Consider the following 13,200-nt stretch of genomic DNA (forward strand, 5'->3'; position numbering starts at 1 on the left):
CAGATCTTCGGAGATCTGGGCAAGTATTGCAAGTGAGTTCTATGACTTATCTTAGCCTAATTTGACTGATTAAGCTGATAGGTATTATGGACAAGGCATACGGTATAACTGGCCAAGCTCTTCAAGCCGTTGCATCAGCTCATCAGATAAGCTGACTTGCAGGCTGGCGATGTTGTCGCTAAGTTGCGCTACCGAGGTTGCGCCAATGATATTACTGGCAACAAAACTGCGTTGATTAACGAACGCTAACGCCATTTGTGCTGGATTAAGTTGAAACTCTCTTGCGAGCTCAACGTAAGCGCGGGTCGCTTCTATTGCCATGGCTGAACCTGTGTAACGAGCAAACCGTTTAAAGAGAGTTAATCGCGCTCCTTCAGGCCACTGGTTGTCTAAATACTTGCCACTTAACGCGCCAAAAGCCAAGGGGGAGTATGCCAGTAGTGGTATCTCTTCGCGGTGCGCAATCTCAGCCATACCCACTTCAAAACTACGGTTGAGTAAGTTGTAGGGATTCTGCACACTGACAACCCGAGGAAGTCCATGCTTCTCAGCCAGTTGCAGGTATTTCATCAGCCCCCAAGGGGTTTCATTCGATACCCCTATGTAGCGTATCTTTCCTTGACTCACTAAATCGGCCAGCGCCTCAAGCGTCTCGATTATCGGTGTCTGCGCAGCGGTTTCATCGTGTTGATAGTTTAGGTTACCAAAGAAGTTGGTATGGCGATCCGGCCAATGGACTTGGTAAAGATCAATGGTATCGAGCTGTAATCGGCTGAGTGAATCGTCGACAGCTTGATGAATATTGCGCCAATCCAGTGCCATGTTGGGGCGGATATAGTCGCCTTTCACCCCAGGAGCCGCCACTTTACTCGCAATGATTAAATCGTCTGTGTGACCACGCGCTTTAATATACTCGCCGAGAATACGTTCTGTTTCACCTTGGGTTTCGGCGTCAGGAGGAACGGGGTACATTTCAGCGGTATCAATAAAGTTAATGCCAGCGCCGATGGCATGATCGAGTTGTTTGAAGGCTTCGGCTTGGGTATTTTGCGCCCCCCAAGTCATCGTGCCCAGGCAGATCTTACTGACATTCAAAGAAGAGTGCGGGATGCGGGTATATTCCATTAAAATCTCCCGGAAAAAATGAGTTAATTTACCTTGAGGCTATCAATGTTTAGGTCAAATAACTAGGGGGTAGCGCCACTTGTGCTGGATTGCTAAGCACAAAGCCTCAAAGTGTTAATAGCATAGGCATTTCACAAGCATCGTGGCCGGTGCTGCCCAGAGGTGCATCAAGGTGAACAAAGCCAAGTTTTTCATACAGACGCACAGCTTCGGCAAGCACTGCCGTGGTTTCCAAGTAACAGGCTTGATAGCCTTGATTCTTAGCGAAAGCGATGGCTTGGCAAGCTAAGCGCTTGGCAAAACCTTTGCCTCTTAATGCGGAGCTAAAGTACATTTTTTGCAGCTCGCAGGTGCCGGCAGCGCCGCTGAGTGGCGCAATGCCTGCGCCGCCAAGGATTTGTCCCTCTTTTTCTATGACCCAATAGCAAGCCTGTTCATCGGCGTAGACTTGGCTAAGATGATCTAGACTCGCATCAGCAACACCGTAGCCCTTATCTGGTGTTAAACCGTATTCGGCAGACACTTCGCGGATCACTGCCGCCATGGCGGCATCGTCATCGGCCTCGATGATTCGCACACAGTAGTCTTGCTGCAACTCGGCTAAATCTATTGCACGGGTATAGCCTGTTAAGGCGGTTTCTAATTCAACGATGGCTGCATCTGACAGTTGTGCCAAAATCTGTTCAAACAATCGATTTTGTTGCTTATTCAATTTGTTAAGCAAGCGTTTTCCCTGCGGCGTGAGCTGGCATAAAGAGCTACGGCTGTCTTTGGGATTATTGCGGGTGCGCGCAAAATGCTTTTCACACAGCTGGCTAATGGCACGGCTGGCATTGGACTTATCAATATTGAGAATCTCGCTGAGCTGTTTAATCGACAACTCTTGGTGATTAAGTTCAATCAGTGTGTGTGCTTGCACTGGCGATAAGGGCAGGTCGCCTAGCACTGAGTCGAGCAGGCCTAACTTTCGAACTAGACAACGAGATAAGCTTCTTAGGGTTGAGCAGGTTTCATCGGTATCATCCTGACAATGATAACTCGGACACACTTGTGAATTGTCTTGGCCGCCAAATGCTGCATCGGCACTCGTTGAGTCTAGCTGGTTTGATTGTTGAGTATCGACGTGGTCAAGGTCAGTATGTTTCATCCAAGAAGAAGCCATTTTGGTTGCGATTTACATCTAAGTTAGAAGTCTAGGGCAGAAAATGCAAGCCCAGCTAGCCTAAGCCTGGACTTTTTTTGCGCAAGACGGGCATGGGCTCCGTTTTGGCAGAGTCTGTTTCCTAATGAGTTTACAGGGGCAGGTAGTAGGCCTTGCCCCAAGGCTTAGCAGCTATTTGGCGTATTGTTGTGGATGTAGTAAAGGTGCCATAGCTAACGTAAGGGCTTGGGTGTAGGTACTCTCCCTAGTCGCTTGGCCATTGGTTAATAAACCAATGGCGCCGCCTTTTTGTTTGATATTGTGGGTATTAAACACCGAGTCCATCACATCGCCTAATTCTTGACCTTGTTGCAGCGCCTTAAAAATTGCGCGTGGCAGGGGCAGTTCACAGCTGCGCCCTAAGCTCATTTGTTGTTCACCATAGCCGATAACAACGTAAGCAAAGGTGACTGCGCCATGTTCAAATTCATCGACTCCACCTTCCATAGCAACAAACAGATCTAATACGCCTACTGCTTTCTTGGGGCCATGGGCACGGCAATACTGCATGCGATTGATGGCACCTTGTTTAGTCTGTTGATTGGTCATTGGTTGATCTGGCACTAAAGAGGGGGCATGCATTCCGTGGCATTCAATCACTAAATCTGGGAAAAACGGACTGATGGCATGTTTAGCCGCGGCAATTTTTACTGGGTTAAGTGACCCAACGGTTAGGCGAAGTTGCTGAATTTGATTGTCTAGTAAGTTCATAGTGTGATTGGACATTGAGCTGTGAAGTCATTCTGCCATAGGGCATACGCTTTGCCCACAAGCTTTACCCTGTGCATTAGATAAAGCTTATTTTTCGTTTTGATTAAATTTGAGCAATAACAGCATTTCTCAATAGGGCGAATGCTTGCGCTATCCAGCAAGCGGTAACTAGTTACCGAGATTAGCAGCAGTGATATAGAGCGCCATCTGCAAACACAGTCTCGCAGGATGTCTCAATCTACGTCTTTTTGTGACTGCGCTATCGCTTTTGTAGGCTGCATTTCTTTGGTGTTAGCAATACCTAAATCAGTAGTGGGTAATATAAGGTGAATTTGCTGTTAAATTTTGCTGCATTACGGTTACTACTATGGCACTTTTTTGAAAATTTACTACGTAAAATCTTCGATATTGATCCCAATATCAGCTCATTCTGAAATTTGATTACCAAATATGGCGCTAGATCAATTTTTCCGCTGTGCGCTTGTATATCCTGAGCGCGAATTTGCTCCTGCTTTGCCTTTAAGAAATGGTCATGGGTGAAGCGGTACGAGCCGGACTCCGTAGGTTTTATAAACCCATACCTTAAAGGTCATGTTTATGCGAAATGATGTAGCTGCTTCACCCATAGATAACACCCCATCAGTTAACGCTTCACAGGCAGAAAAACTCAGTTGGACCCGCACAGATACTACCTGGATGCTGAGCTTATTTGGCACCGCAGTGGGCGCTGGCATTTTATTTTTGCCGATTAATGCTGGTATGGGAGGTTTTTGGCCACTCGTGATGATGGCATTGCTCATCGGCCCGATGACTTACTTAGCTCACCGCGGTTTATCTCGCTTCGTTTGCGCTTCACAAAAGCAGGGCAGTGACATCACCGACGTGGTTGAAGAGTGCTTCGGCGTAGGTGCAGGTAAAGCCATAACAGTACTGTATTTTTTTGCTATTTATCCTATCGTATTGATATACGGCGTAGGGATTACTAATACCGTTGACAGCTTCATTGTCAATCAGTTGGGTATGGCTTCACCGCCACGTTTTATTCTGTCTGGAGTACTGATTCTGGCGATGATGTCAGTGATGGTGTCTGGCGAGAAGTTAATGCTCAAGGTCACCCAGTTTTTAGTTTACCCATTGGTCGCCATTCTGGCCTTTATGTCACTGTACCTTATCCCAAGTTGGAAGACCGACGCGTTAATGTCGGTACCGACTACCGGTGATTTTTTGGGGACGGTATGGTTAACGATTCCGGTATTGGTTTTTGCTTTCAACCACTCTCCGGCAATCTCACAGTTCTCGGTATCTTTGAAGCGTGAGCACGGCGCGAACGCGGCTAAAAAAGCCGATGTGATACTGCGCAATACCAGCATGATGTTAGTTGGCTTTGTGATGTTGTTTGTATTTTCTTGTGTGTTGTCGCTAAGCCCAGCACAGTTGGCTGAAGCCAAATCAGAAAACCTACCGATTTTGTCCTATCTGGCTAATGTCCATGCCAGTGGCTTTGTGAGTTACTTTGGCCCCATCATTGCGGTTATCGCGATTGTATCATCGTTCTTTGGCCACTACTTAGGCGCGACAGAAGGCTTAAAAGGGATCATTGCTAAGCAGTTACGCAGCAGCAATAAAACCGTATCAGATGCCAAGTTAGACAAGTTTATTCTAGGTTTTATGTTCCTCAGTATTTGGGGTGTCGCGATCATCAACCCCAGTATTTTAGGCATGATTGAAGCGCTAGGTGGACCGATTATTGCGGCTATCTTGTATTTGATGCCGATGTACGCGGTTTACAAGGTGCCAGCACTAAAAGCTTATCGCGGCCGCATTAGCAATGTGTTTGTCATCATTGCGGGTTTACTCGCCATGACGGCAATCGTGTTTGGCATGCTGTCTTAAGCGAATTTGTTGCAGTGAGTGACAACAAGCCGTCGGCCAATGCCGGCGGTTGATATTGGATAGGTTAAGGTAACGCCATGTTCAGTGCATTTGAAATTTTTAAAATTGGTATCGGCCCATCAAGCTCCCACACTGTGGGGCCGATGAAGGCTGCTAAAATGTTCGCCCAAGAGTTAATTGATAGCGAACGACTGAGTGAGGTAACCCGTGTCAGCGTGGGTATTTATGGCTCTTTGTCACTGACGGGCAAAGGTCATCATACCGATATCGCTATAATTATGGGGCTGGCGGGTAATAGTCCTGAGACTGTCGACATTGATAGCATTACGCCTTTCATCAATGAAGTCGAGCGATTACAAGTATTGCCTTTGAGCGCCGAAAAACACTTAGTGGACTTTCCTTCCCACGCAGTGGTTTTTCACGATCATGCGTTACCACTGCATGAAAACGGCATGAGTTTACATGCTTATCATGGTGATGAGTGCGTGCTGAGCAAAACCTACTACTCTATTGGCGGTGGCTTTATTGTCGAAGAAGCACAGTTTAATTTGGTGGCGGCAAATGAAGTGATTGTGCCTTACCCTTTCAACAATGCCGCTGAACTGCTCAGCACCTGCCGTGAAAATGGCATGAGCATTAGCGCACTGATGATGGCTAACGAACAAGTATTCAATAGCGAACAAGCTATTTATGATGGTTTTGGTGCGGTGTGGAATACCATGCAGCAAGCGATTGATAAAGGTTGCCGTACTGAAGGGGTATTAGCTGGGCCGTTACGGGTGCCTCGCCGCGCCCCGGCGCTGTACCGTCAATTAATGACCCAAGAGCGCTTATCGGCAGATCCTATGGTGATTGTGGATTGGGTTAACGTGTTTGCATTAGCGGTGAGTGAGGAAAATGCGGCAGGTGGTCGAGTCGTGACTTCGCCGACCAATGGGGCTGCGGGGATTATTCCTGCAGTATTAGCTTATTATGATAAGTTTATTCAGCCTGTCACTGAGCAAGAGTATACCCGCTACTTTTTGGCGGCCGCTGCGGTGGGCTCATTGTATAAACGTAACGCCTCTATTTCCGGTGCCGAAGTGGGTTGCCAAGGGGAGGTTGGGGTAGCTTGCTCTATGGCTGCAGCTGGATTGGCCGAAATCATGGGGGCGACGCCATCACAGGTCTGTATTGCAGCTGAAATTGGTATGGAGCATAACTTAGGACTGACTTGCGATCCTGTTGCTGGGCAAGTGCAAGTACCGTGTATTGAACGCAATGCGATAGCGGCAGTTAAAGCCATTAACGCATCAAGAATGGCGATGCGTCGCAATAGCGAGCCCAAAGTGTGCTTAGATAAAGTGATTGCTACCATGTACGAGACAGGCAAAGACATGCATGTTAAGTACCGCGAAACCAGTCAAGGTGGCTTAGCAATAAAAGTAACCAGTATCTGCGCTTAACCGTGTAGTGCTAAAAAAGCCGTCGCTTGTCGACGGCTTTTTTGTATTAGGCTGGTTACTTCTGTTCATACATCAAGTAGTAGCTTTGCTCCATTCCCAAAGCACTATAGGTTTGTTGCGCTTTGGTGTTGTCCTGCTCGACATATAATCGGAAGCTTGCCGCGCCACCATTGTCTGCGGCGATGTTTTTAACCGCATCATAAAGCTTTTTATAAATGCCCTGGCGACGGTTTTGTGGGCGAATATAGACGCTTTGGATCCAATAATAATCTTTTGCTCGCCAGTCGCTCCATTCGTAAGTCACCATGAGTGAGCCGGCAATTTCGCCATCAATTTCTGCGACCAAATAGAAGCCGCGGCTAGGGTTTTCAATCAAACTGGTTACGCCACGCCTTAAGATAGTGTCATCGAGGGTTAACCCTTCTGTTTCTTGTGCCATCGCTTGGTTGAAAGCCACAAGTGCATTGATATCGTTACTATTACCCTGTCTGATCTGCATGACGATTACTTATTTTGAGGAATACGGCTGGCTACTTTAGCACTTTTTCTTCTGTGTGGAAGTGAAAAATAGCCGCAATTTTTATTCGACTAAAGTCTAACTCTGCTAAACTTTTATTATTCCACTTTGTTGATGAGGTGCATGATGCCAGAGCGTAAAACTTCTAGTCAGTTAGCCGCCAATAAAACACATCAATCTGCTGCGCTGCGGCCGGATCCTTCGGTGCCATCAGTGTCGGAGGCTCAGTTAATTGAGCAGACACAGCACGCTCTCGAACGTGACTGTGATGAAGTGCACCATGTGTGGCATTTTGTCATTACGCTTGCAACCCTAGGCGTATGGGCGCTTGTCTGGTGGCACCTTATTTTACGTGCACAAGGTAAGAAGGGGCATTTGTTTCATGGATTTGATGATGCCTATTGGAGCTATCTTATTGAGCGTGAACAGCCGCCTGCTGCTTTACATCGCCAACAGTTTGATAAGCCAGTTAGTCGCAGTTACCGTCAGTTTGATGCCTAAATCATAAACTTAGTGACATGGAGCAAAGTGGGGTTAAGGTTGAACAGGTTCAAACTAGCGAAGATAAGTTGTCAAACAAAGTCAGTACGAACAGCATATTAATGAGCGTAACATCGAAGGCAGATGTTACGCTCTTTTACCCCATCAACTAAAGTGATAGCTGATTGGTATTGAGTTTTTACAAACGGCTTAAGATTAATTGAGTGTTACCTTGCTCATCTTGAAGCAGTAGCTTGCCTTGGCTCATTTTACCCTGCGAAATTAAAGGTAGCGCCCCCATGACGCGCTGTTCTTGCACCATTAGTGCTTCAACACAGGCTTTCATGGTGTTACCGGCAGGCATTATGCTCACCTGCTGACCTTCCACACTATACTGTCCAAAAAGCTGGTTACAGCTATTGTTGCCTGACAACTGGCCATCTTCTGCAAAGGTGAGTTTGGCGGGACTATAGTCGATGACGGGTTTTGCTTGTGCAACTTCAATATGCCAAGTACCAATAAGATTCAACTGGGGTTGTTCGGTTTGTGGTGCGGACTGGCAAGCAGCCAAGCCCAATAATGCAGCACCTAATACAATAAGCTGTTTAGACATGAGTGTGGATTCCAAGGTAGATATAGGGATATAGTTTGACAATTCTTACGCTAGATAAAAAGATCAAATTAGGCTTTTTTGATGATCTTTTGTTTATTTTGGCGGTTTTTGTGCTGTTTAGTCCATCAATTGGGCTAATTGCGCGATAACATCAACGCTTGAACGCGGTTATCGCTCATTGAGGGGCGAGTTATGATTCGAACATTAAAGTTATTGCACTGGCTTGGGCTGTTGATGCTTACCGCGGGCGTTGGTTGTTATTTGATGACAGAGATGGCGCAACAAGTCAGTGGTATGGTTACCATCGCTTCCCTTATTGGACTTGGGTTGGTGGCGATGTCGCCATTTCCTGTGGTGCTATTTATCCAGTGGGCTAAAGCGCAACCTACTCATACAGACAGCCCACGGGATAACAAGGATTAGGCTGATTACAATTTAATATTTAGCAGTTTTTCCTTGTTATCAGCGAGGTTTTGCATAGCGGCTTTTTGCATGGGCTCAAGGGATTGGTGGGTGTTAGGGGTAAAATAGCTTTGCCCTGTAACAACATTGAGCTTGATACTTTCTTTTGCTATCTGCTTTTTAAGCCGATTGATCAACGCTGACAAATTAGATTCGTTGTCAACAAATGCCAAGATAATGAACATGCGCTCACCGATGCGTGCGGACACATCAGCATCCCGTAAATTATCATGCACGATTCGTGCTATCTGGCGTAATTTTTGTTCATGCAGTAATTGGGTTTCGCTCGCTTGTGGGGCAATATCCTCTAACAAAATGATACCCGCATGGGAGCCAAAACGGCGGCTTAGGCTTAGCTGTCTGGGGGCCATTAGGCTAAAGCCGTAAGGGTTGAGCATGCAGGTTTGCTCATCTTGTACCGACAGCATCTGTACTTGCTGCATTAAGTGAAGTTGCTTTAACTCACCTTGTATTAGAGATTTTGCAGTTTCTAACAGTGGCAAAAGCTTGTTCAGATACTGCAATTGTTTCGCTTGGCAAATAATAATAGCACCAAATAGGAAACCATCTGGCCAGTACAAAGGTAAGATGATTAACTGCTCAAACTGGCGCAGTTGCAGAGATAGGTTTTGTGTTTCAGAACTTTGAACAATGCCATATCCCGTGTAGCTTGTTAGCAAACTCTCGAGCTCGGCATCTTGAAATTGCTCACCGCCATATAAGCCAAAATTGGTTTTTTGACGGCTGCAAACAATTTGAAAGTCGTCATCCATTTTTTGCACGATGACACTGGACTGAGCTTGGTAAAATTCACTGAGGATATCCACTTGTTGCTGCCAGCGAGGCAGATTAATGGCCGGGTGATCTTGTTCTCGCAGCCATAAATTGTCGTGACTTTGCTGGGCAAGCATGGGCGCCTTCTCTACGTTGATGCAAATGAGTCTCTACACTATCTAGCCAACTAGCATACTGAAAAAATCGCTACAGCATAACCGTTTCTTTTACCGTTTTAAGGAACAGTCTGTTTGCCTGTTAAAGCTGTGATCTAAGGCGGCTTGTATGATTTTTGACCTTGCACGCTTATAGAATGTATGGTGTTGTATTCGGTTATAACCAATCGATAATTAAGAGTTTTTACTCAGTTTCTTGCGGTTGTTGCTGATAAGATTTCAGACCAGACTTAGCCGCCTCTATCATTGGGGCTAACTTAGCGGGTGAGTCTGGTGCAAAAAAACTGTGGGAGCGATCGAGTAGCAAGTTAGGGTTTTGCTGAGTCAGCAGTTTTTCTATTCTTAAATAGATATGCTGCAAGTCCCGTTCAGAATCAACAAAAACTAACACGATAAATAGATCATTGCTGTAATGGGCAGCAATATCTGCGGTGCGAATGGTGTCTTGGATAATGCCACCTAGTAGGCGGTTATGTTTATCTTCAATTTGCGGTATTTGTGGAGACTGGCTATCGAGTTCAAACATCAAAATGCCGGCATGGGCACCAAAACGTCGGCCCAGATTGAGTTGACGCGGAGCCATCATAATAAAGCCGTAGTGGTTTAACATGCCGGTTTCGCGATCACGCATCGACAATGATTCAATGCGCTGGCTTTGGCACAATAACGCTAAATCTTGCTGCAACAAAATTTGAAATGGCTCCAACATAAACGCGTTAATGTTGGCCGATTCATCTTCGTTGGGCTCAACGACACATAAACAACCAAAAACGCTGCCGTCAGGCCATAGAATAGGTCGCGAAATCAGTTGTCGATTGGCGCCTAAATCATTGACCACATCTTCTTTAATATATTGGGTTAAATCTATGCTTAAGCCATCAGGGTCGGAATTGCTCATTGTGTCAAATAAGCTCAAGTTATCGTCATATAAAGTGCCCGAGATAAATTTTCTGCTAGGGTTGGCCGAGCCGACGATGACTTCAAAACCGAGATCGGTGCGCTGCGCGACAAAGGCGGCTTCAGATTGGTAGTAGCGTTTCATTAACTCGCACTGATGCATCCAACGCACTAAATTTATCTGCGCGTGGTCATCTTCAAGTAAACTCAAACCAGTATCTATGGTGTCGGGCAGCATGGGCACTATTTCCTTGTGAACATTAATTCATTGTGGCTTGTGGTCGGTGTTTTTGCAAACCTAGGCGATTTGTTTCAATCTGGCGAACTCAGTACAATAGCGTTTTTACGTTACAGACAGTATTGATGATCACAATTAGAGCCGCGATCGCTGCTGATGCCGCAGCTATTGCTCAGTTAGAGCAGCAGCATATTAATGCTGAATTAGGTCAGTCAGCGGTGGCAATGACTGGGCAGAGCTTTTCACTAGCGCAAATTGAACAATTGATAGACCAGCACTGGGTTGCGGTAGCGCAATCAAAAGCAGAAATTGTGGGTTATGTGATTGCGGGCCGCTGGTCGTTCTATCAGCAATGGCCGCTATATCAATTTTTACAGCGAAAAGTTAGCGACTATCAAATTGATGGTCGAACACTGAGTGCGAAAAACAGTTGCCAGTATGGTCCAATCTGGATCAGTCAACACTTTCGTCAGCAAGGGATTTTTACCCAGTTAGTTGCGCAATTGCTGAGTCAATTGCCGGGCGATATTCACAGTGTGGTGACTTTTATCGCCGAAGACAACCAAGCCTCTTTTAACGCCCATACTTATGGCGCAAAAATGCAAGTATTGGATTATTTTGACTTTGATGACCGAGATTATTACCTACTTGGTTGCCAAGCGAGGTGAGTGTGATGCAAGACGAGCAAGATTTTAGTGAGCTATTTAAGGCCTATTTGGATTTGCAATTATCCGCTTTCGATAATCTTAAGTTAGTCACTGCGGTATTGACCGAGCACGAGCAATCTCATCAATGCTATCGTGGTGAACGCGATGGGGCGCCATGGTACTTTGTCCAATGGCAAGAGCAAGTGATTGAATGTGGCAAAACCAATGACTACGCAGCCAGTATTGCCCTTGTAAATAAAGCGATCCCTTTTAGCTCAAGCGAAGAGATAGATGTACCGGTTATGTCACTACAGCAGGTCGGCTACATGTGCATGGAATATGCACACTTTGATCATTGTTAAGCTCAAATAGCGCACCAGATTGCTGAATATTAATTGTTGTTAAACTAAGCCGAAACGATTAGCGCTTATGTTAGCATCGATTAATGGTGTGTTTGTCTGTGTTCTTTTCTATGCCAACGCAAATCAAAATCAGTAAATTTAATGCCGTCATTGTGCTACTCACCGCAATGATGCTGCTATTTATCAGCTGGGCAATTTACAGTGCCAATATTGGCCAGCAGACCCTATTTACCGAGTTGGTGAGGGCTTTGCCCTATGGTGACAAAATTGGCCATTTTGTGTTGTTTGGCACGTTAAGCCTACTGCTCAATTTAAGTTTGTCGATGCGAGTATTCCGGCCTCTAAAATGCTATTGGGGAACCTTGTTAGTGGCGGTATTTGTGGTGGTGGAAGAGGGCTCTCAAGCGCTAATCCCGAGCCGAACCTTTGACTTAGCTGATTTACTCGCCGATGCTGGCGGCCTGGCATGCGCCGCCATTTTGACTTACTTCATCGACCATCGCCTGAAAAAGCGCGCAATAGCGCAAACTTATTGATTAGTGCCAACCAGGTGCAACGGTTGGTCATTGCTGAGATAGGCTTCATCAACCTGTTGTAATTTATTAAAGTCGATCATTGACCTAATACCGTCTATATAGGCTTGGCCACGTTCTGAATATTTGTCCAATGTGGTGGCCAGTTCCATGCCGGTAATAGGCAGGCTTTGCTGACGTAGCTCAGCTCGTAATGTGCGTAACTTTTCATAGGCAGCGTTGCGATTGATATTAAGCACATACCCCTCAACAGAGGCTAATGGTGTGTCAAAGCGGGCTAAGCCGTAATTACCTAACTCTTTGCGTTGCTGTTTTGGAATCATCCCATTACCGCTAAAATCCCACTGTCCGAAAAACGCATTGCCTTCAACGGTAAAGCGAGAGGTTGCCCAACCACTTTCTTCGGCCGCCTGCGCAAGCGCAAGCGAAGGTGGAATGATATCAATGTGAGATAGCAGTATTTGTCTTTCAGGCTCCGTAAGTTGAGTTGTAGAAGCGGTCTTTATTCGGTACTTCTCCGCCAGACCAATAAGTTGGGTGTCAGCCAATTGTGCAGCTTGTGCGATCTTTCTCTCAGCAAGGACCTTCTCGTTTGCGACCAGTATGAGGGGGGCCATCAGCCGGAAAAATACCATTTTTTTGGTTTGTACTGGGATTTCATTTGAGGTTTGTTGCCATTTTTCGCTGACACTTTCGAACGTTAGCCTTGGCACTTCGCGGTTGCCTTCACGCCAGCTTTCGTTGTTGTAGTTGAGTGAGTCAAATAGTGCGATTAGCGCATCTAAAGACTCAATAGTGACATCTTTTGCTTGGCTAATTTTGATCTGCTTGGTGTTGGCTGCCAGGCGAGATGCTTTATTTTCATCTGTCATGCCTGCCGTTTGTGGCGCGGTGTTGTCTGTTTGGCTGACATATAGGCCTACTGCAATTAGCGCAACAGCAGCTACTGCGATGGCAAGTTTGATTTGGCTAGGGGTCATGAATGAGCCTGCTTTGATAGGTCACGGTAAAAACAAATTATAGCGCTAACTTAAAGTTGTTATTGATTACTTGTCAAATAACTAAGCTTACTTGCTGCCGATAAGTGAACCAATAGGCGCGCTAATACGTAATGAGGTTATGGTTA

Annotated in this window: 15 protein-coding genes; 7 read left to right on the top strand and 8 right to left on the bottom strand. The window is 45.9% G+C overall.

The genetic code is table 11. The features are described from left to right. Positions 1–84: 84 nt before the first annotated feature. The 3 genes from L865_RS0106515 to yjjX form a co-directional block, all read right to left on the bottom strand. Complete coding sequence (locus tag L865_RS0106515; RefSeq protein WP_028772494.1) at positions 85–1,125, bottom strand: NADP(H)-dependent aldo-keto reductase; 1,041 nt, start codon at positions 1,123–1,125, stop codon at positions 85–87. Positions 1,126–1,231: 106 nt separating this feature from the next. Next, on the bottom strand, positions 1,232–2,272 hold the full coding sequence (locus tag L865_RS24845) for a bifunctional helix-turn-helix transcriptional regulator/GNAT family N-acetyltransferase (protein WP_084632482.1): 1,041 nt from the start codon (positions 2,270–2,272) through the stop codon (positions 1,232–1,234). A gap of 186 nt (positions 2,273–2,458) precedes the next feature. After that, positions 2,459–3,037 (bottom strand): inosine/xanthosine triphosphatase, encoded by a 579-nt coding sequence (yjjX, locus tag L865_RS0106525; RefSeq protein ID WP_028772496.1) that lies wholly within the window; start codon positions 3,035–3,037, stop codon positions 2,459–2,461. 597 nt (positions 3,038–3,634) lie between these two features. On the opposite strand from yjjX, the gene L865_RS0106530 reads away from it, so the two are divergent. After that, positions 3,635–4,930: an aromatic amino acid transport family protein gene (locus L865_RS0106530; protein ID WP_028772497.1), complete on the top strand. Its 1,296-nt coding sequence runs from the start codon at positions 3,635–3,637 to the stop codon at positions 4,928–4,930. 77 nt (positions 4,931–5,007) lie between these two features. Further along, on the top strand, positions 5,008–6,375 hold the full coding sequence (locus tag L865_RS0106535; RefSeq protein WP_028772498.1) for an L-serine ammonia-lyase: 1,368 nt from the start codon (positions 5,008–5,010) through the stop codon (positions 6,373–6,375). 55 nt (positions 6,376–6,430) lie between these two features. Here L865_RS0106535 and L865_RS0106540 read toward each other — a convergent pair whose 3' ends face one another. After that, positions 6,431–6,874: a GNAT family N-acetyltransferase gene (locus L865_RS0106540; protein ID WP_028772499.1), complete on the bottom strand. Its 444-nt coding sequence runs from the start codon at positions 6,872–6,874 to the stop codon at positions 6,431–6,433. Between the two features lie 144 nt (positions 6,875–7,018). Here L865_RS0106540 and L865_RS0106545 point away from each other — a divergent pair, with 144 nt between their 5' ends. Beyond that, positions 7,019–7,393: a hypothetical protein gene (locus tag L865_RS0106545; protein ID WP_245608403.1), complete on the top strand. Its 375-nt coding sequence runs from the start codon at positions 7,019–7,021 to the stop codon at positions 7,391–7,393. Positions 7,394–7,571: 178 nt separating this feature from the next. Here L865_RS0106545 and L865_RS0106550 read toward each other — a convergent pair whose 3' ends face one another. Continuing rightward, positions 7,572–7,985: an META domain-containing protein gene (locus L865_RS0106550; RefSeq protein ID WP_028772501.1), complete on the bottom strand. Its 414-nt coding sequence runs from the start codon at positions 7,983–7,985 to the stop codon at positions 7,572–7,574. A 192-nt stretch (positions 7,986–8,177) separates the two neighbouring features. Between L865_RS0106550 and L865_RS0106560 the strand changes: the two genes are divergently transcribed. Next, the gene (locus tag L865_RS0106560) at positions 8,178–8,408 is read left to right on the top strand and encodes a hypothetical protein (protein WP_037470666.1); all 231 of its coding nucleotides are present in this window, start codon (positions 8,178–8,180) and stop codon (positions 8,406–8,408) included. Between the two features lie 5 nt (positions 8,409–8,413). Here L865_RS0106560 and L865_RS0106565 read toward each other — a convergent pair whose 3' ends face one another. Then, positions 8,414–9,358, bottom strand: a complete 945-nt coding sequence (locus L865_RS0106565) for a GGDEF domain-containing protein (RefSeq protein ID WP_028772503.1) — start codon at positions 9,356–9,358, stop codon at positions 8,414–8,416. A 223-nt stretch (positions 9,359–9,581) separates the two neighbouring features. Beyond that, on the bottom strand, positions 9,582–10,532 hold the full coding sequence (locus L865_RS0106570) for a GGDEF domain-containing protein (RefSeq protein ID WP_028772504.1): 951 nt from the start codon (positions 10,530–10,532) through the stop codon (positions 9,582–9,584). Between the two features lie 125 nt (positions 10,533–10,657). Here L865_RS0106570 and L865_RS0106575 point away from each other — a divergent pair, with 125 nt between their 5' ends. From L865_RS0106575 to L865_RS23250, 3 genes are all read left to right on the top strand, one after another. Beyond that, positions 10,658–11,200: a GNAT family N-acetyltransferase gene (locus L865_RS0106575; RefSeq protein ID WP_051484484.1), complete on the top strand. Its 543-nt coding sequence runs from the start codon at positions 10,658–10,660 to the stop codon at positions 11,198–11,200. A 5-nt stretch (positions 11,201–11,205) separates the two neighbouring features. Beyond that, positions 11,206–11,541, top strand: coding sequence for a hypothetical protein (locus tag L865_RS0106580; RefSeq protein ID WP_037470669.1), 336 nt, complete (start codon positions 11,206–11,208; stop codon positions 11,539–11,541). Between the two features lie 98 nt (positions 11,542–11,639). Next, complete coding sequence (locus L865_RS23250; RefSeq protein WP_245608404.1) at positions 11,640–12,077, top strand: VanZ family protein; 438 nt, start codon at positions 11,640–11,642, stop codon at positions 12,075–12,077. On the opposite strand, the gene L865_RS23255 is transcribed toward L865_RS23250, so the two are convergent. Next, positions 12,071–13,054 carry a glucosaminidase domain-containing protein gene (locus L865_RS23255; protein WP_037470672.1) on the bottom strand — a complete coding sequence of 328 codons (984 nt, stop codon included), beginning with the start codon at positions 13,052–13,054 and terminating at the stop codon, positions 12,071–12,073. The genes L865_RS23250 and L865_RS23255 overlap by 7 nt on opposite strands. Positions 13,055–13,200: the final 146 nt, after the last annotated feature.

The organism is Shewanella waksmanii ATCC BAA-643 (assembly GCF_000518805.1).
In the GTDB taxonomy this organism is placed as follows: Bacteria; Pseudomonadota; Gammaproteobacteria; order Enterobacterales; family Shewanellaceae; genus Shewanella; species Shewanella waksmanii.